Below are 26202 nucleotides of genomic sequence, written 5' to 3' on the forward strand. Positions count from 1 at the left end.
CTAATTTTGTCGGAAAGAGGAGAAGCACCTGAACTGCAGGATACGGAAAACAGAAAGAAGCCCGCATCTCCAGGGAGAATGCGGGCAGTCTGAATTGAAACTAGTTATCGTTATTATTATTGCGCGAACGGTTACGTAAAAATGTAGGAATGTCTAATTGATCACTGCTTTGAGTGTTACCAAATGGACGCAAGTTAGGAGAGCCTTTTTCCGCCGATTCAGAAGTAGCCGGGTTAGCTGCCGGTTTACGTCCCGGTGCTGGTTGACTTGGCTTGCCTTCAAAGCCAGTGGCAATGACGGTAACCTTGATCTCTTCTTTCAACTCTTCGTCAATGATAGCACCAAAAATCATGTTTACTTCCGGATCGGAAGCCGATGTTACAATTTCAGCTGCTTCATTAACCTCATACAGAGACAGGTTGTTGCCGCCAGTGATGTTCATAATCACACCGCGAGCACCTTCAATGGATGTCTCCAACAACGGGCTCATGATCGCCTTGCGTGCTGCTTCAGCCGCACGATTTTCACCAGTTGCTTCGCCAATCCCCATCAAAGCGGAGCCACGCTCCGTCATGATCGTCTTAACGTCAGCAAAGTCAAGGTTGATTAGACCCGGTACAGCGATCAAATCTGAAATACCTTGTACCGCCTGACGCAGAACATTGTCCGCTTCACGGAATGCTTCCAACATCGGGGTTTTCTTGTCCACAATTTCAAGCAAGCGGTCATTCGGGATTACAATCAAAGTGTCTACTTTTTCTTTTAATCCCTCAATACCAAGTTCAGCTTGATTGGAGCGCTTACGCCCTTCAAACGTGAACGGTCGGGTTACCACGCCTACGGTCAGCGCGCCGCATTCCTTGGCAATTTCAGCAATGACAGGAGCCGCTCCGGTTCCTGTACCGCCACCCATTCCCGCCGTTACGAATACCATATCCGCACCTTTGAGCGTATTCATAATGAGCTCACGCGACTCTTCAGCCGCTTTTTTACCCACATCCGGGTTAGCGCCAGCACCCAGACCGCGGGTCAGCTTATCGCCAATTTGAAGCTTATGCTCAGACTTCGCTAAATGAAGTGCCTGGGCATCTGTATTGACTGTAATGAACTCCACACCCTGAACACCATTTTCGATCATTCGGTTAACCGCATTGCTGCCGCCGCCTCCGACGCCGATCACTTTAATTTGAGCCAAGCTCTCCATTTCAAAATCAAATTCCAACATACTATTCCATCTCCCCCTCAATGTGCATGGATGGCCCGTCCATGATTGGCATAATTAGCAATGAACGTTATATAAATTCACTGAACATATTTTTTAAGCGTTCAATCAACCCCTGCTTTTGCTCGCCTTCCGCAACGGGACTACTGCTTTTGGTTCGGTTAGTCGGCTTCTTGGCACTTCCGCCACTGTTGCTAACGCTAGTCGATCTTCCGCGATAGTAACGAATAGCATTATGCAAGATTCCTACTCCGCTCGTGTAGCCCGGATCCCTTACACCGATAAAATCAGGTACGGCGATCCTTACGGAAGCGGCCAGTTCGCTTTGTGCCACCTGAAGTACACCAGGCATGGAGACGGTGCCTCCGGTAAGTATATAACCTCCCGGAAGCTCTGTGTAACCCAAGCGCTTAACTTCCGCCTGAATGAGTTGAAAAATTTCCTGCACTCTCGGCTCAATAATAGCAGCCAAATCCTGCTGGTTGAACTCCTTATCCACATTACTGCCGATACGTGTCACTTTAAAGACGACATCGACTGCCGCATCATCATACCATGCGCAGCCGTATTTAAGCTTTACTTTTTCGGCTTGATCGGTAAGGGTTCTCAGTCCGTAGGCAATATCATTGGTTACAAACTCTCCACCAATCGGAAGTGTTGATGTGGCAACAATCGTTCCTTCCTGGAAAATGGCAACATTCGTAGAACCTGCACCAATATCCACCAGCACTGAACCCATCACCTTTTCATCCTTCGAAAGAGACAATTGTCCGGCTCCAAGAGGCAGCAAGACCAGATCTTTAATCCTCAAGCCAGCTTTCTCAACGCAGCGCAACAGATTATGTATCGGGGTCTTGCCTCCAGTAACAATCGTAGCCTCTACTTCGAGACGAACTCCAATCATACCGCGAGGGTCCTGAATGCCTTCAAGGCCATCTACGACGTACTGCTTGGCTACCACGTCAATAATTTCTCTCTCCGGTGGTACGGCAATAACTTCAGCTGCCTTCAGTACACGCTCAATGTCCTCCTCACCGATTTCACGGTCCTCGTTGGACACAGCTACTACGCCATGACTATTTTGCAGGCCAATATGATTGCCTGAAATCCCCACATACACTTCTGTTATTTGAATACCAACCATGCGTTCTGCGTGATCCACGGCGTTACGGATTGATTGCACGGTTTGATCAATGTCTACAATTGCACCTTTGCGAATCCCTTCCGAGTCGGCAGATCCAACTCCAATAATATTAAAGGTTCCATTATTCATTTCCCCAATAATAGCCCGAACTTTGGATGTACCGATGTCCAAACTAACAATGATGTCATTGTTGCTCAAGTCTGTGGCACCTCCTGACTCCAAAATGAATTTCGTTCTTTAAACACACTCTGTACATATTCAACAAACTCCATGCTTTCCCTCTTTTTTCTACAAATTTTTTAGAAGCCAATTTATGGTTGCAGTCACATAAAAATTTGAAGAAAAAAGAAGGAGGCAAGTCTATTACCCATAAAATCAATTCTAGCATTTTTTCACATCACTGAGTAGTATCTTTTTCTTGGCTCTCTTCACTCGTATCTGGTTTGAACGGAACGTAGGAATCCGCCTCCAACATGGTGATCAAACCTGGATCTTCTGTTTCTAGCACCTGATTCAAATAGCTGATTTTAGAATTCAGTAGAGAAACGGTTGTTATAACCTCAAACTGGGAACGTGTGTACATTTTGATGCGGTCCGGAAAAGAAGGAATCGGCGCAGGAATGATTTCCGAAATATCGGCAGTCCATTCTCCCGGAATGCGTGATAAAGCATCACACAGCTTCGCTTTGTACGGATCATCAGATTTCCATTTGGTCAAAATAGGCTTCTCAACGGCTATTCCGCTACTCCCCACGCCCACGCTTGTCCCATTCGCTAGAATAGCACGAAGGCTCCCGTCACTCTGCAACTCGTAAGCGACCGTAGCAAACTCTTTAATGTGAATAGCAATAATACCCGGAAACTGCTTGTCCACTGTGACTTGCTGTATCGATTGAATTTCTCGCAACTTCTCAGAGATGTCAGATGAACTGACTCCGAAATACTGATCTCCAACAGCCAGACCGCTTCGGTTAAGAAGCTGGTCTCGGGTCGAAAATACATTACCATCAAAACGAATTTCAGAAACCCGACTCAACGAAGAACGGAAAAAGAGAACAGCGAGCAATACGATAAACAACAAAATGAGAAGAATAGTAATCTTCCGGCTTGTTCTTTTTTTCGTTCTGTTCTTTTTAAGAACAGGTATTTGAGCATTTGGCATAGCTTCTCTCCACAAAAGCCTTTTGTCCCCCCGTTAATGGAGGGACATTACAGGCATTAATTTACGAAATCCAGTTGCTCCGGCACCGGAGACTGACGGCTCATTCGGGCACCCAGTCCCTGAAAAAGACGCTCGATCCGGTCATACCCTCTGTCAATATGATGAACCTGCTCGACAACGGTACGTCCTTGAGCCGCTAGACCCGCTATGACCAGCGCAGCCCCTGCCCGCAGATCGGTAGCCTCTACCGTAGCCCCGTACAGACGTGAAACTCCTCTTATAAAGGCAGCATTTGCATCAACCGTAATATCAGCACCCATTACATTTAGTTCATCCACATGTTTGAATCGGCTTTCGAAGACGGTCTCTTTCATGACACTGAATCCGTCCGCCAAAGAAAGCAGAACCATGACCTGAGATTGCAAATCCGTCGGAAAAGACGGGTAAGGGGAGGTAACGATCCTCTCCACTGCTTTGGGACGACTCATACAACTTACGGTCATTATATCATTCAAGATGCCGACTTGAACACCAGCCCGCCTGAGGACATGAATCAGAGCAGACAAGTGGGATGGATTGCAGTGTGTCAACGACACACTTCCTCGTGTAGCTGCAGCTGCGATCATAACCGTTCCAGCAACTATGCGGTCAGGAATGACCTCATACGTACACGGATTGAGGCAACTGACCCCCGTAATTGTAATCGTGTCGGTTCCAGCACCGATAATGCGGGCTCCCATGGCATTCAAGAAGTTTTGTAAATCCTGAATCTCCGGTTCCTTCGCTGCATTGGTGATTGTTGTTCGTCCTTCAGCCAACGCAGCGGCCATCATAATATTTTCCGTTGCACCTACACTCGGGAAATCCATGTGGATGTCCGAGCCGATCAGCTTGTGGGCTCGAAACGTAATTTGCTCGTCTTTTTCCTCTATCTCTGCGCCAAGAGCTTTTAAGCCCTCTAGGTGAAGATCAATTTTGCGCTCGCCTATGGCACAGCCTCCGGGCTGGTAAATAGAAACTTCTCCATATCTGGCGAGCAGCGGTCCCATCAGAAAGATAGAAGAGCGCATTTGCTTCATCAAATCTTCCGGAATTTGGAACGTTCGGACGGACGACGTATCCACGTATACCGTTTCCTCTTCATGTCGGCATGTACAGCCTAGTCTTTCAAGGATGTGCAGCATGACCTTAATGTCTAAAAGATGGGGCACATTCCGAATTTCTACCTTACCTTGTGCAAGTAAGCTCGCTGCAAGAATAGGTAGTGCCGCATTTTTTGCCCCATGGATACGTATGGTGCCTGACAGGGGACGGCCTCCCTCAATCACCAATTTGTCCAATGTATCACCTCCGAGTTTACCGCTCACCCACTACGAAAACCTCCGGAACTAGCTTGATGCCGGTTTGAGATGATATTGTACTTTGAATATGCTTCATTAGGGTAAGCACGTCCTCTGCTGTCGCTTGACCGGTATTTACAATGAAATTGGCATGCTGTACAGATACCTCTGCGCCTCCCGCCTTCAAGCCCTTGAGACCTGCGCTCTCAATAAGACGGGCAGCATAGTCTCCTGGAGGATTGCGGAACACGCTTCCTGCACAAGCTAACTGTAGCGGCTGAGTCAGCCGACGGCGGTCTTTAAAAGCCGCAAGCGCTGCTGAAATTTCCTCGCGGTCGCCCCGCTTCATCCGAAACACTGCCTCTGTCACCATTCCACGTTGCTCATGCAACACGGAGTGACGATAGCTGAAATGCATATTCTCGGCATCATACACAGCCAATTCCCCTGTATCCAGCACAATCTCAGCGGACTGGAATATTTGTGACACATCAGACCCATGGGCGCCAGCGTTCATGTAGACAGCCCCACCGACCGATCCTGGGATACCACCAGCAAATTCAAGACCGGATAGGCCCTGTTTGCTGGCCATAACGCACAGTTTGACCAGTGAAACGCCTCCTCCAGCAACGATCTGTTCATCTTCAAAATGAACATAATCAAATCCTGGTCCCAGCTTGATCACAAGTCCCCGTATCCCTTTGTCAGAGACGAGCATGTTGGAGCCCCGCCCCAACTGCATCCAGGGAATTCCGTGCTCGCTAGCCAGCTTCAAAACTCTTGCCAGCTGCTCTTTGGTATCCGGGATGACAAGTGCATCCGCAGGGCCTCCAATCTTCCATGTCGTATATTTGGACAGCGGCTCATGCTCCAGCACTTTTCCGATATCATGCTCCGCTAATAATGGCATCCATTGCTGCATTGTACTGAAACCTCCTTGTTGCTTGCCCCGCATGGTTATAAGGCTCTCACCTGACAACCGGCAGCCTGAGTGATGGTCACAATCTATAGGGTATCCTATGTAAATACCATCCGGTGTGTGACAACCGCCCAATTCTACGCTGCAAACTACCTTTTACGGGCAAGACGTTCCATTTCTTTTACTAAAATATCCGCTGAGTCAGGCTTGCCAAGCGCAGACGCCGACTCCGCCATGCGACTCCGCCATGCCGTATCCTTCATAATTCCCGCTATAGATTGAAACAGGGCCGGGCCACTCAGTTCTTTTTCTACAATCATGACGGATGCGCCTGCCTTTTCAAGGGTACGAGCATTAGCCTCCTGATGGTTATTCGTCACATTAGGCGATGGGATCAGAATGGACGGAATGCCGAGCGATGTAATCTCTGCCAAGAAGGACGCACCTGCGCGATTAACAATTAAAGAAGTACAGGCCAGCACCTCTGGCATATTGTGAATATAGGGAAGTACATGTAGATGATTGGGCAATGAGCCGATCTGATTCCGTATGCTATCCAGCGTTTGCTCGTAATAAGATTCACCGGTTACATATACAAAATGGACGTCTTTCAGTTGCGAAAGTTGCGGAGCCATTGCAATCATGGCGTCATTAATGGCCTTCGCTCCCCTGCTGCCACCGACCACAAGGACAACTGAGCTGTCCATCGGAACCCCAATCGTAGCAAATCCCCGATCCCGGTTAGCCAAACGAACTGTTGTAGCACGTGGGTTTCCGGTGTACAGTACATTTTTAGCTTTGGGAAAAGCTCCTTCTGAGCCTTCAAAGCTAACAGCCACTGTATCCACATAGCGACTCAGAAATGTATTAGTCAGCCCTGGAATTGCATTTTGCTCATGAATAATGCTGGGAATTCCCAACTTGGAAGCTGCATAAACGACGGGGCCACATACATATCCCCCAGTTCCAATAACGACATCTGGCTTAAATTTCTTTAATAATGCTTTGGATCTGCGAACCCCTTTGAAAAAACGCATGATCGTTTTTATATTTTCCACAGACAAGCTGCGACGAAATCCTGTGATATCAATAGCCTCAAATGGAATTTTTTCCTGAGGAACCAACTTACTTTCGAGTCCTCGTTGACCGCCAATGTATAAAAATTCAGCGTCTGGATCAATCTCTTCGCACTGTCTGGCTACGGCCAACGCCGGATAAATATGCCCTCCGGTGCCGCCGCCGCTCAACACGACGCGCATAAACGTTCACCTCGCATAACGTGATAAATTTAGTAAAATGCCCAGAGCAGTTAGCATTAAGGTCAGAGAAGAACCTCCATAGCTGATTAAGGGCAGTGTTATTCCTGTCACCGGCATTAAACCGATAACGACACCAATATTAATGACGACCTGTACGGCGACCATTGCGACAATACCCACCGCAAGCAAACTACCATAGGTATCCGGAATGGTTATAGCGACACGCATTCCTCTCCACACGAGAACCAAAAAGAGCCCCAGCACCGTCATTCCACCGATAAAGCCAAGCTCCTCCGCCAAAATGGAAAAAATAAAATCAGTCTGCGGCTCAGGAACGTAGCTATATTTTTGTCGACTCATTCCGAGTCCCAAGCCCGCCAGCCCGCCAGGACCAATCGCATATAGCGATTGAATAATTTGATAGCCTGCGCCAAGCGGATCGGACCAAGGGTCCAGAAAAGCTGTGATGCGCTGGAGTCGATAAGGCGCAGCTGCAATCAGTGCAGCAAACCCCGCTGCTCCCGACAGAGCCAGCAGACCGAGATGCTTCATACGCGCGCCTGCCGTAAATACGATGAGCATGGACGCTCCCATCATTACCGTACCTGTGCCCAAATCGGGCTGGAGCATAATAAGCCCAAAAGCCAGTCCCATGAGTCCAAGCGGCGGCAACAGGCCGCGCGTAAAAGAGCTAATATGATAATCAGGACGACTGAGCCAACGAGCGAGAAAAAGAATCATACCCAGCTTCATAAACTCGGAAGGCTGAATGCCGAAAGAGCTAATACCGAGCCAGCTTCGTGCCCCGCCTCTTACTACACCAATGCCGGGAATTAATACGGCAACCAGCAGCGCTAGACAGATCAACAATACGACCTTGGCATATTTCTGCCAGACCCGGTAGTCCGTTCTGGCAGTAAAGTACATCGCTACTAGGCCGAGCCCCGCAAACAGCAATTGTCGCTTAACAAAATAGTAGGAGTCCCCGTACTCGTGAAAAGCGAGGACGGCGCCCGCACTATATACCATAACCATGCCGATGGCTAATAAGCTTACAATACAAACGAAAAGCCATAGATCCGGCGCTGGACGAGACTGCTTCATCAGGAGGCCACCCCTTGCATAAAAGTAGGGGCTTATCCAACCCCCCTACTTACAATTTATGCGCCGCCTCTTTAAAAATACGTCCACGCTCTTCATAGGATCGGAACATATCCCAGCTTGCACAGGCGGGTGAGAGTAATACCACATCTCCCGTCTCAGCAAATTCAGCAGCCTTGTTCACAGCCTCCACGAGCGTAGCGGCGGCATCCTCCCCATTATCGACGACCTTGACATGCTCTATTCCGGCCTGCTTGGCCCGCTCAGCCAGCTTATGCCGTGTCTCACCCAGGAGCACAACGGCTTTCACACCTTCCTGTAAAGAAGGTACGAGCTCTGTATAATCAGAGCCACGATCCAATCCTCCGGCAATGAGTACAATAGGCTGCTTAAAGGAAGATAAGGCCATCATCGTTGCTTTCGAATTGGTTGCTTTGGAATTATTGTAATAAGCTACACCAGCGTGTTCTAAAACATATTCAAGCCGATGTTCTACGCCGCGAAAAGTACTTAATGGTTCCGCCAAATTTGCTGGTTCTGCGCCTGCAGCAATGGCGATTGCGCAGGCAGCAAGAGCATTTTCTACGTTAAAACGACCCGGAAGTCCAATCTCAGCTATGCCTATAATGGGATGCAGCACACCATTTCCATCGCGGTATACGATACTACGTTCAATATCGTCCGTCACATCCGGTATGTATGGCGGATCAGCGAACAACCCTTCCTGCAAACGTTCTGTCATAGAGAACGGAAGCAGCTTCGCTTTTATATAGGGTACGAGCTCCCGGCAGACGGGGTCGTCCCAGTTCACCACCGCAGTATCCGCCGCCGTTTGATTGGCAAATAGACGCGCCTTGGATGCAACGTAGTCCTCCATGCCTCCGTGGTAGTCCAAATGGGTCTCTGCTACATTGAGCAGGCAGGCCACAGCGGGCTTGAAATCCTTTGTTCCTTTTAACTGAAAGCTGCTCAGCTCCACAACCATCCACTCGTCCGACTTGGCGTCCACAGCCGCCTCACATAAGGGCGTACCGATATTACCAGCCACGATTGGATTCATGCCGGATGCCTCCAACAGCTTGCCTACCCAAGTGGTCGTGGTCGTCTTTCCGTTGGAGCCAGTAATTCCGATGATCGGAGCTTTACATAGATGGTAGGCGACCTCAACCTCGGTCACAACCTCAATGCCGAGCTCGACAGCTTTCTGTACGGGAGGGGCCGTATAAGGAATGCCTGGATTTTTGACAACCAGCTTCACTCCAGGATGAATCAACCCCTCTGGGTGACCCCCGCATAAAACGGAAATTCCCAAAGCCTCTAATTCAGAAGCTTCGGGACATTGTTCCCTATCTTTTTTATCATTGACTGTCAGCTTCGCTCCGGCCTGGTGCAGCACCTTGGCAACTTGCACGCCGCTTTTGGCCAGACCGATAATGACGACTTCCTGATCTCTGTATGCGTCTGGATGGTTCATTGGTCTACAACCCCTTGTTGAGATAAAGTCCGAGTCCTGCCAACAGCAGTCCTACAGCCCAGAATGTAATAACTACGCGCCATTCGGACCAGCCGGACAGCTCGAAATGATGATGAATCGGGCTCATTTTGAAAATACGCTTGCCACGTGTTTTAAAGGAAGCTACCTGCAAGACCACGGACAGCATTTCAATTACGAATACACCGCCGATAATGAGAAACAAAATTTCGCTTTTCGTAACGATGGCAATGGCACCTATGGCGCCGCCGATTCCCAGCGAGCCTGTGTCACCCATAAACACCTTGGCAGGATGAGCATTATATACGAGAAATCCTAGTACAGCGCCAATCATAGCTGCTGAGCATACTGCTGCCGGAAGCGAGGTTGCCTGAATCGCGACAATGGCATAAGCAGCAAAGGCAATGGCACTTGTACCGGACAGCAGCCCGTCCAGCCCATCCGTGAAATTGACAGCGTTGCTAATTGCCAGCATCATGATAATGATGAACGGATAATAGAACCAGCCGCCCCAATCAAATGACCATGACGTTCCAGGGATGCCGATCGCAGTACTATGATCATTGCTAAGCAGAAGCCAGCACATGATCGCGCCAAACAATAATTGTCCAAACAGCTTTTGACGCGCCGTCAGGCCTAACGAGCGTTTGAATACAATTTTGATATAGTCGTCCAAAAAGCCGATCAGCCCAAAGCCGAGCGTAGCAACCAGCAGAACGTAAAAGTCCGTATTTTTGATAGCTGAAAACTTAAGAAAGGTCAGCGTAAAAGCCACCAGAATCACGATACCGCCCATTGTAGGCGTACCTATCTTTTTAAGATGGCTTTGTGGCCCGTCATCCCGGACCTGCTGGCCAAATTTCATTCGCCGCAGCAGCGGAATGAGCAGTGGAGCGGCAATGACCGCCAGTATAAACGATACGACGATCGTCAGCAGTAATAATTGAATATCCATGGGAGTCTCCCTCTCGTCAACATCAGTTCTGTAGCGGACCGTTTTTCAGCGCATCCACAATTTCTTCTAGTCGCATCCCTCTGGATGCCTTAACCAGCACAATATCATTGGCGTGGAGATGAACCCGCAAATGCTGGATCAACTCTTGCTTATCTGTATAAGCGTGCACGTTAACAGCTGGCATCAACCCTTGCGCGCCCTGTGCAATCGAAGTGCCTAACGCACCGTAGGTAAACAGTACCTCTACGTCGTGCTTTGCCGCGAAAATTCCAATTTCCTCATGGAATTGCTTTTCCTCAGGTCCCAGCTCCAGCATGTCACCAAGTACGGCGACTTTACGTCCATCCGTTTTATACGCAGACAACGTCTGAATTGCAGCCTTCATTGAAGCCGGACTGGCATTATAAGCGTCGTTTAGCACAGTAAGTCCATTAGGACAGTTCACGACCTCAATACGCATGCCCGTCAGTTTTAAAGACGACAACCCTTTACGTATATGATCTGCATCGACATTGAAATGACGCGCTACCGCCAGTGCTGCCAAACCATTTACAACATTGTGCTGTCCAAGCAAGGGAAGTCGGAAAGCCTCTTTGCCAGATTGGGCTGTTATGAATAAGCTACCTTCTCCATCCGAAGTGATTTCAGTTGGATAGTCATCGTTGCCTGCAGCTAGCCCGAACGTAAATAATTTTAAACCTTCAGGCTTGACCGTTTCAGACTCCGCCAACACTTGTGAAAGCAGTGGTTCATCCCCGTTGTAGATCAGCAAACCACCGGGCTTAAGGCCACTTGTGATTTCCAACTTTGCACGAGCGATTTCCGCACGAGAACCAAGCTGCAGCAAGTGCGATTCGCCTATGTTCGTTATGATAGCTACATCTGGTTGGGCAATATTAGCCAGCAGACGAATCTCTCCACGTCCACTCATGCCCATCTCCAGAATGAGAATATCTGTATCCTGCGGCATGGACAGTACCGTTAAAGGCAAACCGATATGATTGTTATAATTTCCTTCGGTTTTGTGTACTTTAAAAGTCGTGCCCAGCAGAGCGTTTACGATGTCTTTCGTTGTCGTCTTGCCGTTGCTTCCCGTGATCCCAACGACAGAAACGCCAGTTTCGCGTAAGTATGCAGCTGCTAGATGCTGAAGGGCTTCTAACGTATCCTCTACCTCAATAGCGTTCTCAGCCGGAGGTACGCCATGATCCTTTTGCCATAAAAATGCAGCTGCACCTGCCTCACTTACGATCTGCTGCACATAATTATGCCCATCAAATCGTTCGCCCACGAGTGGAACAAACAACCCTTGGCTCTGCGGCCTGCGAGAATCTGTAAAAACGCCTTCGACTATCTGTTCGGCGTCCGCTTCTCCGTGAAGTGTTCCTTCACACATAGATGCAATCTGACCGGTTGTTCTTTTCATCACTTGGATAAACCCCTTATCGCTTCTTTGGCTACGATGCGGTCATCGAATTCATGCACCGTTTTTCCGATCAACTGGTAAGTCTCATGACCTTTTCCCGCAATCAATACTACATCGTCAGGGCTTGCCATTTCAACAGCTTTATGAATTGCAGTTCTGCGATCCACGATCAATTCGTATCGTTCTGCGGGTATACCTTCATCAATCAGCCCTTGTTCGATGTCTTTCAAAATCACTTTCGGGTCCTCTGTCCGCGGATTGTCGGAAGTAATAAACGAATGATCACTGTAACGCGCAGCAATTTTCCCCATCAACGGACGTTTCGTACGATCCCGGTCACCCCCGCATCCAAATACACACCATACTTTACCGACCGCAAATTCCTTTACGGTGCGAAGGACATTTTCCAATCCGTCCGGTGTATGGGCATAGTCTACAATAACAGCAAAGGGCTGACCCGCATCTACAGGCTCTACCCGCCCATCTACGCCTGCGATAGACTCTAGACTCCTCTTGATATCCGCCAGCGAAATTCCCTCCAGCAGAGCTGCGGTAATGGCCGCCAGTGCGTTGTACACATTGAACTTGCCCACCATTCGAAGCTCAATATCGGTATCTCCTTTAAAAGTGGACACATGGAAGAAGGTTCCCTTGGCACCAATAGTGATACGAGATGCCTGCACATCAGATTCCTTTTCCACGCCGTATGTAATCACTTGGGCCGCAGTTTGAGCCTGCAAATAGGAAGAAGCCGGATCGTCTGCATTCAGAACAGCATATTTGCTATCTGATGCATCGCGCGAGAAAGCATTTCCCAACCTAGAGAACAAAAGTCCTTTTGCAGCACGGTACTCCTCCATTGTGTTGTGGTAGTCCAGGTGGTCCTGCGTCAGGTTTGTAAATATAGCTGTGCGAAAATCAGTTCCCTTGACGCGACCCTGCTCCAACGCATGTGAGGATACTTCCATGACACAGCATTGAACCCCCTGCTCTGCCATATTTCCCAGATAACGTTGAAGTTCCACCGCTTCGGGCGTAGTGCCAGACATTGGATAAGACTGACCACCGTAACGCATTTGAATCGTACCAATCAGTCCGGTGTTCACCCCGGCGTCCTTCATGATCTTTTCAATCAGATAAGTTATCGTTGTTTTACCGTTGGTTCCGGTTATGCCGATCATGCGCATGCGTCGGCTCGGTGAATCAAACATATAATCCGCCAAAACCGCCATGGCATGTCGTGCATCCTTAACTACAAGCTGCGGAACAGGTACATCCAGTTCGCGTTCAACGACCAAAGCTGCCGCTCCGGACGCAATTGCCTGCTCAGCATAGTCATGTCCGTCCACTGTAAAACCTGGCAGACACAGAAATAAATCTCCCGGTTGCACTCGACGTGAATCCGCCCCGATTCCTCGGCAATCCACTGTACCGTCACCCACGACACGGGAGACGGCCAGCAGTGAAGCCAATTGTTGAAGCTGCATCTTTCATTCCTCCATTGCTCTCTCGTTATTCATAGTATGGTATAAAATGAACCTATCAATCCCCCATGTAAATACGGATCGTTGATCCCCGCTCCAATCTGGAGCCCGGCTTCGGCGCCTGACTCACGACCGTCTTGCCTGACCCGGATTTTACGAGCATAAAGTTCATATTCATATCTTCGTACAAATCAGCTGCAGTAGCACCTACCAGATCAGGTACCGTTTCGATCGGATTTTCTCCATACTTGTACTCTTTGGCAATTTGATTGGTGCGAGGTGGTATTTTTAAGGCAATCAGCGCGTCCTTTAAAATATTTTGCACGATTGGCGCAGCAACAACCCCGCCGAATTGAATGCCCTTCGGGTTATCGACAGCGGTATAGACGACGATTTGCGGATCATCTGCCGGTGCAAAACCAATAAAGGATACAATATGCTCCGAGGAAGAATAACGCCCGTTAATCACCTTTTGTGCTGTCCCCGTTTTACCTCCCACCCGGTAGCCTTCAATAAAAGCAGGACGACCTGTACCTTTAGCAACGACACTTTCCAGCGCTTCCCTTACCTGTCGGGAGGTGTCCTCTGAAATGACCCTACGTACCAGTTCTGGTTCTACTTTTTCCAGCACTTTTCCGGTTCCCGGCTGAACCCAACCTTTTGTAATGTGAGGCTTGTAAAGATTACCGCCATTGATTGCCGCTGATACAGCCGTAACCTGCTGGATCGGGGTGACAGACACCCCTTGACCAAAAGCGGTCGTCGCCAGTTCTACAGGACCTACCTGAGGTAGCTTGAACAAAATGCCGTTGCCCTCACCAATCATGTCGATCCCCGTTTTGCTGCCGAAGCCGAAATTGCGAATGTACTTGAACAGTGTTTCTTTGCCTAACCGCTGCCCCAATGTTACAAAACCAGGGTTGCAAGAATTCTCCACAACTTGAAGGAAAGTTTGGCTCCCATGTCCGCCTTTCTTCCAGCAACGCAGACGTGCTCCACCGACTTCAATATATCCCGGATCAAAAAAACGGTCATTTTTGAGATTGACCTTCTTTTCTTCCAAGGCAGCCGCCAATGTAATAATTTTAAAAGTAGACCCAGGTTCATATGTCATCCAGATAGGCAGATTTCGATTGTAGATTTCAGGCGCATATTGCTTGTATAGCGCTGGCTCATAGCTTGGTCGTCCAGCCATGCCTAATATTTCACCCGTCTTGGGGTTCATAGCTATAGACAACGCGGACTTCGCCTGAAATTTGACCATGGCTTGGTCAAGCTCCCGCTCCATAATGGACTGCACAGACTTATCAATGGTTAATTGTAAATTCAGTCCATCCTTCGGTTCAATGTATTTTTCGGAAGAACCTGGCATCAGACGACCACCTGCATCTGATAAATATGCAATACTTCCGTCAATTCCCCGAAGCTTACTGTTTTGCTGCTTCTCTACGCCTGTCAGCCCTTGATTGTCAATTCCTGTAAACCCAAGAATATGAGCGGCTAGATCACCATAAGGATAATAACGTTTGTTGTCTTCAGCAACAACGATACCCGGCAGCTTCAAATCACGAATTTGCTGCGCTTTCTCCATCGTAATTTTTCGTCCGCCGGGCTGAAGTTTTTGGCTTGCTGTTCGTTTGGTAATCAGCTTGAGCACTTTATCCTCACTCATATCCAGCAAGGGCGCCAGCCTGCGTGCCGTTTCTTCCGGCTTCTTAATCTGTACTGGTATCGCCATGACTGTGGGCGAACTGACATTGTAGGTCAGCGCCGTACCCTGCCGATCCAAAATTTCGCCACGCTTGGCGGCAAATGGAATATTGCGGCGCCACGAATCCTCAGCCTTGGCCGAGAGCTCGCCTCCTTTACCCAATTGAACATAGGCGAGCCGGATTGACAAGGCCGCAAACAGTACAAATAATCCCATTAGCCCCCATACCAGCCTTCGCCGCATGGTCACGTTAGATTTTTTCAAACGCGCTCCCTCCGTTCCTCAAATACTCATGACATGTCTTACCTCATGAATATTCAAAAGAACGAACATTAAGAACAAGCTATCAGTTATCCTCGCCTTTAATCTCAGCAGCACTTTTCTCATCTGCAACAGCCGATATTCCTCTCTTAGGAGTTCCCGCATCTGTTCCAGCTTCGGCAGTAGTACCGGATTCGTTTTTATTATCGGCCTCCGTTTTTGTTGCGCTCCCAATCTGGTTAGCTGCAACTCCATTGGTCGAGTCCTGTGTATCCTCCGGTTTCACTCCGGTCACCGTTTCTTTGGCCGGCTGAAGCATCACACTGACGATTCGCTTTCCATTTACCATTTGCGCCTTTTGAGAGACGACATAACCTTCGCCGCTTACCTGCACACCAACCCTCATAAGGGTTAGAACTTGAAGTGTGTCACGCAACGAAACACCTGTAAAATCAGGAATAGTCATGTTGGCACTATCCTCAGTCAGCAAGTAAATGCGTTGTCCGGGTTTCATTTTGACGCCTGCTTCAGGATACTGGCGAACAATTTTGGAGCCTTTGCCTACCGTTTCATAGGCAATCCCCTGTTTGAGCAATGCGTTTTGCGCATCCTTCTTCACCTGACCCGTTAATTGTGGTACCGTTGGCAAATTCACTGTTTTTACAACAGCGCCACCTGATTTATTCGTTTTAGTTCCCGTTTTTGGAACACCCATATATTGCAACGATTGGGATACAATTTTTTTAAATACAGGCGCTGCTGCTGTACCGCCGCCTACCGATTTGTTAGGTTCGTCCATAACAACCAAAACAGCCATTTTCGGATCATTTACCGGTGCAAAACCTATAAAGGACACGACATCCTTCGAATGGTCATATACTTTTCCAACGACCTTCGTCGCTGTACCTGTTTTACCAGCTACACGATATCCGTCGATATAAGCAAGGCGTCCCGTACCAATTTCCTGGTCAGACACAACCTGCTCCAGATAGCTACTTGTCTGAGCTGCAGATTCCTGAGTAATCACTTGGCGGATTTCCTTTGGCTGAATCGTCTGCACTTCGCCTGTATCTGGGTTTATAATTTCCTTTACCAGATGAGGCTGCATCAGCTTCCCCCCGTTAGCAATTGCCGAGATGGCAGCTACCTGCTGGATTGGCGTCACCTGGACACGTCCGTGTCCATATGACGCCGTTGCGACCTCAGATTTGTACTGGGTATGGAATGTGATAGCTCCGGTAGACTCACTCGGAAGATCAATACCCGTTTTCACTCCGAATCCAAAGTTATTAATATATTTCTTCAGCCTTTCGCCACCCAACTTATCCAGCCCCAGATGGACAAAGCCGACGTTACTCGAACGCTTGACCCCCTGAAGATAAGTTAACGTTCCCCAGTTACGGCTTACGTCACGAATATCCCAGCCTCCGACCCGAATCATACCAGATTGGTAGGATTCATTCGGATTGAATACCTTTTCTTGAACCGCGGCAGCCAAAGTGACAATCTTAAACGTGGAGCCCGGCTCGTAGATGGACTGAGTAGCATTATTACGGAAATATTCCAAAGGTGTACTCCCATATGTATTGGGATTAAAATTCGGGTAGGTCGCCATACCGAGAACATCCATCGTTTTGGGATCAGCCGCTACCACAGTCATCGTTTTCGGATTGTATTTTGCTATAGCTTCCTGCATGGCATCCTCTATATAATACTGAATCGTATCGTCAATCGTCAGCTTTAAATTTTTACCATTTTGTGCCGGCTCATAGACACTTCCCGATCCTTGAAGAGGAACTCCCTTCCGATCCCGCTGATAGAGAAGCTTTCCAGCCGTCCCCGAGAGCTCTTTATTATAATAAGCTTCCAACCCCATACCTGCTGTGCCATCTTTTCTTTGATAGCCAAGAACATGGGAAGCCAGCTTATTTTCTGGATAATAGCGTTTGGATCCTTGAACAGTGTCCACAGCTCCAATTACTTGATACTTATCCTTCAAATACTCTTTGAACGTATCCACTTGTGCCTTGACCTCAGGATCTACCTTCCAGCCTCCATTACGGATCTCGCGGTTTTTTAAGTAGTTCCCCGCTTTATCCTTTGCAGAAAGATGCCTTCTCAGCTCATCCTCAGGTGTTTTGAGTAATTGGTGTAGCTTAGCTACAACCTCATTCTCCAAATCATACTCCTGAATGATGGTAGGATTGACAACTACCGTATAAGCCGGTGCATCCGTAGCCAATACGTTTCCTTTACGGTCCGTAATGGTTCCACGCTTGGGCTGAATCACCTGATCTTTTTCCACTTGAGTAACTACCAGGTTATGCCAGTACTCCCCGCTCACAACTTGAATCCAAAATACCTTAAGTAGCAGAACAAGAAAAAAGAGGGTAATACATCCCCCTATCAGCAGTGTACGAAGCTTTATTCTTTTGACCATAGCTCAAACCTCTCTGCAAAAAAATGTACGTCAGAGCATAGCTTGATGCTATGCCCTTAACTATTTGGCAGCCTGCTTTTCCACACGAATGGGCTCTCTTGTTGGTTCGATATATCCCTGTTCCTTTGCAGTCGGCACGATCTGATTTTCCAGACGCTCCTTTTGAATCTTCAGTTGGGCGATATTGGTCTGTAATTTGGAAATGTCCTTGCTTGCCGTATTAATCGAATAATTGATTTGATAAATGTGAGCGTACCTGCCAATCAACATACCAGCAATGACAATGCACGCTACAAGTGTCAATAGATACAGCAGCTTTTCTCGAATCGGCAGCTCTCTGCGGCGTGTAACGACTTTGGTGGTCTCACGATACCGTTGTTGCTGAACCTGTTCCTGACGGGCTCTTTCTTTTACAGCCAAATTACCGCGTGTATAAGCCATGTCGCCTCTCCTTCTCCATTAAATTTACAATTTTTCGGCAACTCTCAGCTTCGCTGACCGGGACCGTGGATTAAGCTCCAATTCCTGCTCTGACGCTACAATCGGCTTACGGTTCACCAGCTTCAGATCGCCTATCATTTTGTCCTCCAAAATAGGCAAATCAGATGGATAGATGCTTTTCGCCAAATACTCCTTGAAAATATGCTTGCATATCCGATCCTCCAGAGAATGGAATGTAATGACCGAAATTCTGCCTCCTGGAGCCAGACATCTTATTGCCTGATGCAAAGTATCTTCCAGTGCACCCAACTCATCATTTACAGCAATCCGCAAAGCCTGGAAACTGCGTTTAGCCGGATGTCCCCCGGTTCTGCGTGCCGCAGCCGGAATTCCTTCTTTGATAATATCGACAAGTTCCCCTGTTGTGTGAATAGGCTTGTTCAATCGACGTTCAATCATGATCTTTGCGATCCGTCGTGAAAACTTCTCTTCTCCGTAATGAAACAAAATACGCGCAATCTCTGCTTCCGACCATTCATTTACAATTTCGTAAGCCGTAAGCGAGCTACTCTGATCCATCCGCATATCAAGCGGCGCATCATGATTGTAACTAAATCCCCGTTCCCCCTCATCGAACTGGGGCGAGGACACACCCAGATCGAACAAAATACCCTGGACCTGCGGGACGCCGTCTTTTTCGGGCAATCCCAATTCAGTCAGCTTGTCCTGCAAGTGGCGGAAGTTAGATTTCACTAATGAAATTTTTCCTTCATAGGCTGACAGCTTCTCTCGCGCATTGTTCAATGCCCAGTCGTCCTGATCAAAGGCAATAAGCCTTCCCTCAGGGCCAAGCTGTGATGCAATGACGGAACTGTGTCCTGCCCCTCCCAACGTGCAGTCCACATAAATCCCGTCCTGCCTGATGTTTAGTGCCTGTGTTGCTTCTTCTTTGAGTACGGTAATGTGGTGAAACAAACGGCTGACCTCCTAAATTACAATTCAAAGTTGAAATCAACCAATTTCTCAGCAATGTCATTAAATGCTTCCTCTGATTGGTTGAAATATTGCTCCCAAGTGTGCTTGCTCCAAATCTCTACACGGGTGGACACTCCCAATACGACGCACTCTTTAGTAAGCTTGGCGTATTCGCACAAATTCCCCGGTAAATTTACCCTGCCCTGTTTGTCCAATTCGCATTCAGTCGCCCCCGAGAAAAAAAAACGGGTAAACGCCCGCGCATCGGCCTTCATCAGAGGCAGTGCTTTAAGTTTTTTCTCCATGACAGCCCACTCATCCATAGGATACACGAAGAGGCATTGGTCCAGCCCGCGGGTAACCACGAACGAGGCACCGAGAAGTTCACGAAACTTGGCCGGTACAGTAAGCCGACCCTTCTCATCAATGCTATGTTGGAACTCCCCCATAAACATTGGTTTCGTCACCCCTTACCCCATTCTCCCACTTTGGCCCACTTTCCACCACCTAAGCATAATAGATTCGCTTTAAAAAATCAAAGACCTCTTTTTCATTACCAAAAAGTGATAGAAGCTGGATCCATAGCATTATGTCTGTTATTGTAGCCCTGCGTCATAAGATACAAAAAAGCCCCTTATCCCATGAAGCCGGCACCCGACAATATGCATCAGGTTTCGAAACCACACGGAATAAAGGGCTTACTCTCTGTCCATTATGTCAACCTAAACAAACACTTGCATTAAAAACACAACACTTTTGCAGCGAAAATCGTGACGAAAAAATCCGATTACGCGTTCCAGCTGTCCAAATAGACCTTTTGGTCTTCAGTTAACGTGTCAATTTGAATTCCCAGACTATCAAGCTTGAATCGAGCTACCTGCTCATCAATTTCATAAGGTACATTGATAACGGCCTTACCAAGCTCATTATAACGATCATTCACGTATTTCAAGCCAAGCGCCTGAAGCGCAAATGTCGTATCCATAATTTCTGCTGGATGACCATCGGCGGCAGCTAGATTCACGAGGCGTCCTTCTGCCAGCAAATACATTTTACGTCCATCTTTAAAGCGATATTCCTCAATATTACGACGCACCGTACGAATGGATTCGGAACGTTTAGCAAGCTCAGGCTTACTAACCTCCACATCAAAATGCCCTGCGTTACACAGCACAGCCCCATCCTTCATCACATCAAAGTGTTCCCCTGTAATTACAGCCTTGTTACCAGTTACTGTAATAAAGAAATCACCCAGTTTGGCAGCCTCTACCATTGGTAACACATGAAAACCATCCATATGGGCTTCTACAGCCTTGATTGGATCAACCTCGGTTACAACAACGTTGGCTCCCAACCCTTTCGCACGCATTGCAACCCCTTTGCCACACCAGCCATAACCTACCACAACCACTGTACTTCCTGCTACAACCAGATTAGTCGTACGAATAATGCCGTCGAAAGCTGACTGTCCTGTACCATAGCGGTTGTCAAACAAATATTTGCAGTAAGCATCATTAACAGCCACCATCGGAAAGTGAAGTTGCCCTTCTTTTTCCAATGCCTTCAAACGAATAATGCCAGTAGTTGTCTCCTCTGCTCCCCCACGGATCGTAGAAATCAGATCAGGCCGTTCGGATTGCAACAGAGTAACCAAGTCACCACCATCATCTATAATGAGATCCGGCTTTGTTTCCAGTGCCTTGATTTGCAAATTTTTGAATTCTTCTGGGTCCGGATTGTATTTAGCTAATACTGTAACGCCATCTTCAACTAATGCGGCGCAAACATCATCTTGTGTGGACAATGGATTACTACCCGTAATAGTTACCTGCGCTCCACCTGCTTGTACCACTTTAGCCAAATAAGCCGTTTTGGCCTCCAGATGTAGACAGATGGTTACCTTCAAACCAGCAAAAGGCTGCTCTTGCTCGAATTGTTGACGTATACGGTTCAATACCGGCATATGTGCTTCTACCCAATCAATTTTCAAATGACCTTCAGGAGCCAATTTAAGATCGTGAACTATGCTATTTTGCAGAGAATGGGAAGTCATACTTTGTTTCCTCCTTCAAATTGGTTAAATTTTATTCCATGATAAATCCTATATAAAACAACAAATTATACATAAATAACACGATGCGTCCCCGTCAAATCCAATGGTACATTCATAATCGTATCCATCAGACTGAGACCATAACGATTCAGAAAATGATAGATCGTATACGCCCGCTCCTGCGGCTGTCCAAATGGGAAAAGCGACCATTCAATACGATCCCACTGGCGAAGTGCTGTTTCATTTTGTCGAAGCAACGCTTCCTGAACTTTTGCCTCCAGATAGGCGATCTGTGACAGAATCTTATCGCGGTTGGTTTCTCCAAGCCGTAGCAAACCTTTTTCAATCAAACCTGTCTGCTGCACAAGCGGTTCGTACATGCGGACAAAAGCTTCCTTTGCCCCGGAAAACTGATCCTGCATTCCAAGCTGATCTTGAGTGGCAATCCATTGCTTTTTCCGTTCCTCAAGTCCGTCTCGAACTTGACCAAAACTTAATTCATACTTAAGCATATGCTTCTCCACACCTGACTCTACCAACGTAAAAGACATTCGTGGCAGCAGTATCGGCATCTGCATCTCCAACACCCCGAAAGCATCCCGTGTAATCGCCCAGTAAGCAATCTCTCCTAGACCCAGCACAGATGCCAGCACCGGAAACAGTGAATCCTGCATTAGAGGACGAGTTAGCACATTATTACTAAAACGTTCGGGATGTCTATCTATCTCTTCAAGCAGTTCATCCACAGTAAACACCACCAGACCGTGTCGATCTGTGAATAGCCCAGCTTTTTTGAAAAGCAGCAAACGTTCATCTTCATGGATATAAAAGAGATTCGCGCCGCCTTCATGCACATCCGCTTGTAAATGATAGCCATAATCTACGATCCGCGTGGCAGTCGTCCGGTAAGCCTGCTCCAACTCATCATTGTGCTGAACCAGCCGCTTAAAAACGGATGCTTCCAGCTTGCGTAGCGAAGGATCTGCTGAATCCAAAAGTACTAATCCATAGCTACCGAACAAAAGGCCCAGCAACTTGGCAAAGGCTTCACTCAGTCCATATGAGTCCGTTAATCCGTTCTCAATCATGCGCATTATATCAGCCTTATGTTCTGAATCTGGCAAGCTTTGCTCTATATCCGCTATCGCTTGCTTCCACTCAACAGTATCAACTTTAATCGCACTAACCGAAGAACGGCGTTCTAGTTGCTTATTCAGCTTGATTTTGACGGCTTGTGGGTCATTTGCCATTACGTATGTATGATTGACCTCATCCCAGTCATGATCTTCGCCAGCAATCCAGAAGACGGGGATAACCGGACGTCCAAGCCGTTCCTCAGCTTCTCTCGCTGCCTTAATAATTGTAGCGGCTTTGTAAATGACCAGCATCGGACCTGTGAACAGTCCGCTTTGCTGTCCGCCAGCTACTACTAAGGCATCTGGACTATCCAGACGGTCCAATGAAGCACGAACCGCCTCATGCGAATTGTATTTCTCATTGTATATACGAAGACATGCTACGACATCCTTACGGTTTAATCGCAGATGCCCCGTCTTATCCAGCCACTTCGCCCGTTGGGCATAAGCATCGGCGTGCAGCACATTATACTCATACAAATCGCTTGCGCGTCCCGTACCCTGTATATAATCTTCTGCCAAAGCCGACCCTCCGCGAAGCGTTTCCGGAATTATTTTCATGGGTCTGCCTCCTGTCTCCACCAAAACCTTACTGCTTGATTGTACCGAAAGCCCATGTCCACGTCAAAGCTTCCTACAAAAAAAACCGCCGAATAACTCGGCGGTTGTTGCATAAAACAAGATCAGGCGTAAGGCTCAGCTACAAAATGTCCTTTAGACACTTCGATAAGCGTGGCATTTTCCAGGTTATAAGCCCCTGTCTTATTGCCAGATGCATCATGAATCGGGCCTGCTTGGTCGCCTGGCATAATAATCCGTTTTTTGTTAGCTTCTACTTCTGGATCAGGAAGTGGGATCGCCGACAAAAGCATTTTCGTATAAGGATGGATCGGATTTGCATACAACTCAGCGCTTTCTGCAAGCTCGACCATTCTACCCATATACATTACAGCTACCCGATCACTGATGTGCTTAACCATCGACAGATCATGCGCAATGAACAGATATGTCAGACCCAAACGTTCTTGAAGCTCTTTTAGCAGGTTGACAACCTGAGCCTGGATAGATACGTCAAGAGCTGAAATCGGCTCATCACAAATGATGAATTTAGGATTAACCGCTAGTGCGCGTGCAATACCGATCCGCTGACGTTGACCACCAGAAAACTCATGCGGATAGCGTGTTGCATGGTCAGGGTTCAAACCAACCAGATCAAGTAACTCTTCAATCCGTTTCTTACGTTCTGCACGGCTACCCGCCATATTGTGAATATCCAGCGCCTCACCAATAATATCAGAAACAGTAAAACGCGGGTTCAATGATGCATACGGATCTTGAAAGATCATCTGCATATCACGGCGCATGGCTTTCATTTTACTCGGTGATAATTTGTAAATATCCGTCCCGTTAAAACGTACGCTTCCTGCTGTAGGTTCATACAAGCGCAAAATCGTACGACCCGCTGTAGACTTACCACAGCCGGATTCGCCAACCATACCCAGCGTTTCACCCTCACGAATATAGAAATTCAGGTTGTCCACCGCTTTGAGCACACGGTTTTTGCCAACATTAAAATACTTTTTAAGACCTTCAACCTCAATTAAATTGTTGCTACTCACCATGATCTCACCTCCTATTTCTTCAACTTCGGATCAAGCGCATCACGCAAGCCGTCGCCAAAAAGGTTGAACGCAAGCATAATCAAACTGATCAAACCTGCCGGGAAAAGCATCCGCCACGGGTAATACATCCACCCGGTCAGAGCTGATTCAATCATTGAACCCAGCGACGCCTGAGGAGCCTGTACCCCTAATCCAAGGAAGCTCAGGAATGCCTCGGAGAAAATAGCACTTGGAACTGTCAAAGTCAGTGTGACAATGATTGGTCCTACCGCATTAGGCAACAAGTGACGGAACAGCAAACGACCTGCACCAGCACCCATCGAACGGGAAGCAAGTACGAATTCTCGGTTTTTAAGTTGTAACATCTCACCACGTACAATCCACGACATGTTAATCCATCCCGTTACACAGAGCGCAATAATAATTGTGGTAATACTTGGCTCCAGTACAACCAGCAGCAGGATCGTAACAAGCAAGTAAGGAATGGAGTACAAGATTTCAGAAAATTTATTCATGATTTCATCAACGCGGCCACCAAAGTAACCCATGATTCCACCATAAATAACTCCAATCATCAAGTCAATCATTGCAGCAGCCAAACCAATAATCAAGGAAATCCGAGCACCCATCCAAGTACGTACAAACATATCACGCCCCAGATCATCTGTTCCGAACCAATGTTCCGCCGAAGGAGGAAGATTGGTGCTCAACAAATCATTCGTGCGGTCATCGTATGGGGACAGCATCGGGCCAACGATTGAAGCAAGCACAATGAGAACCAAAACACTCAAGCTCGTCATAGCCAGTTTATTTTTACGAAGTCGCTCCCAAGCATCTCGCCAAGCGGACAAGCTTTCGCGCTGAATAACTTCAGACTGCTTTTCATCCGCTCCGACCTTCTGGAAATCTTCCGGTTTTACCTGAAGCTTATCCAAGTTCACAGCATTATCTTTAACAGACATAAAGTTATCCCTCCTTCCCGCCAGTAAGCTTAATCCGCGGATCAATAAATCCATATGCAATATCCGTAATAAAACGTGCCACCATTAGCAAAATACCGTAAAAAATAGTAACTCCCATAATCATGGTATAATCGCGGGTTGTAATACTATCTACGAATACCTTACCAATACCGCCAATCCCGAAGATACGTTCAATAACAACTGAACCTGTAATAATATTGGCTGTCATTGGTCCTACATAGGTAACAACCGGCAGAATGGCGTTACGTACAACGTGTTTGAACATAATTGTAATGGACTTTAAGCCTTTAGCTTTGGCAGTCTTAATGTAATCCGCATGGAGCACTTCCAGCATGCTGGAACGCGTTAGTCGTGCGATAAACGCAATCGGTGAAGCGGATAGAGCCGCGACAGGCAGAACGTAATCCATCGGACCTTCAAAGCCCATAACATTAAACCAACCTAACTGTTGAGCAAAGTAAAATTGAATTAACGATGCCAGAACGAAGCTGGGAACCGCAATCCCCATGATAGCTAATATCATTGCGACGTTATCTATGAGCCTACGATGGTACAAAGCTGCCAGCATACCTAGCAAAAGACCGACAATTATCGACACGATTATGGCAACAAAACCCAGTTTCAAGGAAACTGTGAACGTTTGTCCGATAATGTCAGTAACACTTTGATTCAGTTTTTTCATAGAAATGCCAAAATCACCTGAAGCAATATCACCTAAGTATTTGAAATATTGGATATATACAGGCTTATCTAGCCCATATTGCTCCATTAACCGGGCTTGAATCTCAGGAGAAGTCGCTTTTTCACTCATGAAGGGGTTACCCGGAATTGCTTTCATGAGAAAAAACGTCGCAGAGATCAGAATGAATAAAGACAGCAGCATATAGAAGAATTTACTGATCAAATAACGCGTCATTGCCCGTTTACACCCCCCATAAATTTTTTTCGACACCATTCGATTTTATCGAAATAGAATTGGACTGTCCAATCTACTTATTTGCATGGTTACATGATGATGGTAAAGACTAGAACACACAAAAAAAACGGGATATATATGGCTCTATCCACATATATAT

21 protein-coding genes are annotated in these 26202 nt (G+C 47.4%); all 21 read right to left on the bottom strand.

All coding sequences use genetic code 11. The annotated features are described in order from the left end of the window. Positions 1 to 100: 100 nt before the first annotated feature. Positions 101 to 1225 (bottom strand): cell division protein FtsZ, encoded by a 1125-nt coding sequence (ftsZ, locus tag NSQ57_RS16125; RefSeq protein WP_013311084.1) that lies wholly within the window; start codon positions 1223 to 1225, stop codon positions 101 to 103. 67 nt (positions 1226 to 1292) lie between these two features. Beyond that, on the bottom strand, positions 1293 to 2564 hold the full coding sequence (ftsA, locus tag NSQ57_RS16130) for a cell division protein FtsA (protein WP_039272246.1): 1272 nt from the start codon (positions 2562 to 2564) through the stop codon (positions 1293 to 1295). Between the two features lie 199 nt (positions 2565 to 2763). Further along, positions 2764 to 3528, bottom strand: coding sequence for an FtsQ-type POTRA domain-containing protein (locus tag NSQ57_RS16135; protein WP_340885914.1), 765 nt, complete (start codon positions 3526 to 3528; stop codon positions 2764 to 2766). A 56-nt stretch (positions 3529 to 3584) separates the two neighbouring features. After that, on the bottom strand, positions 3585 to 4895 hold the full coding sequence (murA, locus tag NSQ57_RS16140) for a UDP-N-acetylglucosamine 1-carboxyvinyltransferase (protein ID WP_342425024.1): 1311 nt from the start codon (positions 4893 to 4895) through the stop codon (positions 3585 to 3587). After that, positions 4885 to 5790 (bottom strand): UDP-N-acetylmuramate dehydrogenase, encoded by a 906-nt coding sequence (gene murB / locus NSQ57_RS16145; protein ID WP_029517752.1) that lies wholly within the window; start codon positions 5788 to 5790, stop codon positions 4885 to 4887. Before murB ends, murA begins: the two co-directional genes overlap by 11 nt. 146 nt (positions 5791 to 5936) lie before the next feature. Continuing rightward, positions 5937 to 7046, bottom strand: coding sequence for an undecaprenyldiphospho-muramoylpentapeptide beta-N-acetylglucosaminyltransferase (gene murG, locus NSQ57_RS16150; RefSeq protein WP_165149089.1), 1110 nt, complete (start codon positions 7044 to 7046; stop codon positions 5937 to 5939). 6 nt (positions 7047 to 7052) lie between these two features. Next, on the bottom strand, positions 7053 to 8150 hold the full coding sequence (gene spoVE / locus NSQ57_RS16155; protein ID WP_318627865.1) for a stage V sporulation protein E: 1098 nt from the start codon (positions 8148 to 8150) through the stop codon (positions 7053 to 7055). A 49-nt stretch (positions 8151 to 8199) separates the two neighbouring features. Continuing rightward, positions 8200 to 9621, bottom strand: a complete 1422-nt coding sequence (gene murD, locus NSQ57_RS16160) for a UDP-N-acetylmuramoyl-L-alanine--D-glutamate ligase (protein WP_039272249.1) — start codon at positions 9619 to 9621, stop codon at positions 8200 to 8202. A gap of 4 nt (positions 9622 to 9625) precedes the next feature. Next, the gene (mraY, locus tag NSQ57_RS16165; protein WP_013311092.1) at positions 9626 to 10594 is read right to left on the bottom strand and encodes a phospho-N-acetylmuramoyl-pentapeptide-transferase; all 969 of its coding nucleotides are present in this window, start codon (positions 10592 to 10594) and stop codon (positions 9626 to 9628) included. 22 nt (positions 10595 to 10616) lie between these two features. Then, positions 10617 to 12020 carry a UDP-N-acetylmuramoyl-tripeptide--D-alanyl-D-alanine ligase gene (gene murF, locus NSQ57_RS16170; RefSeq protein ID WP_029517756.1) on the bottom strand — a complete coding sequence of 468 codons (1404 nt, stop codon included), beginning with the start codon at positions 12018 to 12020 and terminating at the stop codon, positions 10617 to 10619. Next, positions 12020 to 13507, bottom strand: coding sequence for a UDP-N-acetylmuramoyl-L-alanyl-D-glutamate--2,6-diaminopimelate ligase (locus NSQ57_RS16175; protein WP_029517757.1), 1488 nt, complete (start codon positions 13505 to 13507; stop codon positions 12020 to 12022). Before NSQ57_RS16175 ends, murF begins: the two co-directional genes overlap by 1 nt. Before the next feature lie 55 nt (positions 13508 to 13562). Beyond that, the gene (locus NSQ57_RS16180) at positions 13563 to 15479 is read right to left on the bottom strand and encodes a stage V sporulation protein D (RefSeq protein WP_025721601.1); all 1917 of its coding nucleotides are present in this window, start codon (positions 15477 to 15479) and stop codon (positions 13563 to 13565) included. An 82-nt stretch (positions 15480 to 15561) separates the two neighbouring features. Continuing rightward, positions 15562 to 17916, bottom strand: coding sequence for a penicillin-binding transpeptidase domain-containing protein (locus NSQ57_RS16185; protein WP_342425025.1), 2355 nt, complete (start codon positions 17914 to 17916; stop codon positions 15562 to 15564). Positions 17917 to 17976: 60 nt separating this feature from the next. Further along, complete coding sequence (locus NSQ57_RS16190) at positions 17977 to 18357, bottom strand: hypothetical protein (RefSeq protein ID WP_029517759.1); 381 nt, start codon at positions 18355 to 18357, stop codon at positions 17977 to 17979. Between the two features lie 24 nt (positions 18358 to 18381). Next, entirely contained in the window at positions 18382 to 19332 is a 951-nt protein-coding gene (gene rsmH / locus NSQ57_RS16195; protein WP_023989455.1) for a 16S rRNA (cytosine(1402)-N(4))-methyltransferase RsmH, read from the bottom strand. Between the two features lie 17 nt (positions 19333 to 19349). Continuing rightward, on the bottom strand, positions 19350 to 19787 hold the full coding sequence (mraZ, locus tag NSQ57_RS16200; protein ID WP_013311099.1) for a division/cell wall cluster transcriptional repressor MraZ: 438 nt from the start codon (positions 19785 to 19787) through the stop codon (positions 19350 to 19352). A gap of 332 nt (positions 19788 to 20119) precedes the next feature. After that, positions 20120 to 21385: an adenosylhomocysteinase gene (locus NSQ57_RS16205; protein WP_318627862.1), complete on the bottom strand. Its 1266-nt coding sequence runs from the start codon at positions 21383 to 21385 to the stop codon at positions 20120 to 20122. A gap of 65 nt (positions 21386 to 21450) precedes the next feature. Further along, a complete protein-coding gene (gene bshC / locus NSQ57_RS16210; protein WP_342425026.1) occupies positions 21451 to 23082 on the bottom strand; it encodes a bacillithiol biosynthesis cysteine-adding enzyme BshC in 1632 nt (543 codons plus the stop codon). A 122-nt stretch (positions 23083 to 23204) separates the two neighbouring features. Further along, on the bottom strand, positions 23205 to 24143 hold the full coding sequence (locus NSQ57_RS16215) for an ATP-binding cassette domain-containing protein (RefSeq protein ID WP_029517761.1): 939 nt from the start codon (positions 24141 to 24143) through the stop codon (positions 23205 to 23207). A gap of 11 nt (positions 24144 to 24154) precedes the next feature. Further along, a complete protein-coding gene (locus NSQ57_RS16220) occupies positions 24155 to 25105 on the bottom strand; it encodes an ABC transporter permease (RefSeq protein ID WP_013311103.1) in 951 nt (316 codons plus the stop codon). 4 nt (positions 25106 to 25109) lie between these two features. Further along, entirely contained in the window at positions 25110 to 26042 is a 933-nt protein-coding gene (locus tag NSQ57_RS16225; RefSeq protein WP_039272253.1) for an ABC transporter permease, read from the bottom strand. Positions 26043 to 26202 lie beyond the last annotated feature (160 nt).

Origin of the sequence: Paenibacillus sp. FSL L8-0502 (assembly GCF_038593055.1) — a bacterium.
Lineage (GTDB): Bacteria > Bacillota > Bacilli > Paenibacillales > Paenibacillaceae > Paenibacillus > Paenibacillus polymyxa_D.

Excerpts from the sequence above, each read along its gene's own strand:
- ftsZ (WP_013311084.1), bottom strand. The coding sequence starts at position 1,225 with ATGTTGGAATTTGATTTTGAAATGGAGAGCTTGGCTCAAATTAAAGTG.
- NSQ57_RS16135 (WP_340885914.1), bottom strand. The coding sequence starts at position 3,528 with ATGCCAAATGCTCAAATACCTGTTCTTAAAAAGAACAGAACGAAAAAA.
- murB (WP_029517752.1), bottom strand. The coding sequence starts at position 5,790 with ATGCAGCAATGGATGCCATTATTAGCGGAGCATGATATCGGAAAAGTG.
- murG (WP_165149089.1), bottom strand. The coding sequence starts at position 7,046 with ATGCGCGTCGTGTTGAGCGGCGGCGGCACCGGAGGGCATATTTATCCG.
- spoVE (WP_318627865.1), bottom strand. The coding sequence starts at position 8,150 with ATGAAGCAGTCTCGTCCAGCGCCGGATCTATGGCTTTTCGTTTGTATT.
- murD (WP_039272249.1), bottom strand. The coding sequence starts at position 9,621 with ATGAACCATCCAGACGCATACAGAGATCAGGAAGTCGTCATTATCGGT.
- mraY (WP_013311092.1), bottom strand. The coding sequence starts at position 10,594 with ATGGATATTCAATTATTACTGCTGACGATCGTCGTATCGTTTATACTG.
- murF (WP_029517756.1), bottom strand. The coding sequence starts at position 12,020 with ATGAAAAGAACAACCGGTCAGATTGCATCTATGTGTGAAGGAACACTT.
- NSQ57_RS16175 (WP_029517757.1), bottom strand. The coding sequence starts at position 13,507 with ATGCAGCTTCAACAATTGGCTTCACTGCTGGCCGTCTCCCGTGTCGTG.
- NSQ57_RS16185 (WP_342425025.1), bottom strand. The coding sequence starts at position 17,916 with ATGGTCAAAAGAATAAAGCTTCGTACACTGCTGATAGGGGGATGTATT.
- NSQ57_RS16190 (WP_029517759.1), bottom strand. The coding sequence starts at position 18,357 with ATGGCTTATACACGCGGTAATTTGGCTGTAAAAGAAAGAGCCCGTCAG.
- mraZ (WP_013311099.1), bottom strand. The coding sequence starts at position 19,787 with ATGTTTATGGGGGAGTTCCAACATAGCATTGATGAGAAGGGTCGGCTT.
- NSQ57_RS16205 (WP_318627862.1), bottom strand. The coding sequence starts at position 21,385 with ATGACTTCCCATTCTCTGCAAAATAGCATAGTTCACGATCTTAAATTG.
- bshC (WP_342425026.1), bottom strand. The coding sequence starts at position 23,082 with ATGAAAATAATTCCGGAAACGCTTCGCGGAGGGTCGGCTTTGGCAGAA.
- NSQ57_RS16215 (WP_029517761.1), bottom strand. The coding sequence starts at position 24,143 with ATGGTGAGTAGCAACAATTTAATTGAGGTTGAAGGTCTTAAAAAGTAT.
- NSQ57_RS16220 (WP_013311103.1), bottom strand. The coding sequence starts at position 25,105 with ATGTCTGTTAAAGATAATGCTGTGAACTTGGATAAGCTTCAGGTAAAA.
- NSQ57_RS16225 (WP_039272253.1), bottom strand. The coding sequence starts at position 26,042 with ATGACGCGTTATTTGATCAGTAAATTCTTCTATATGCTGCTGTCTTTA.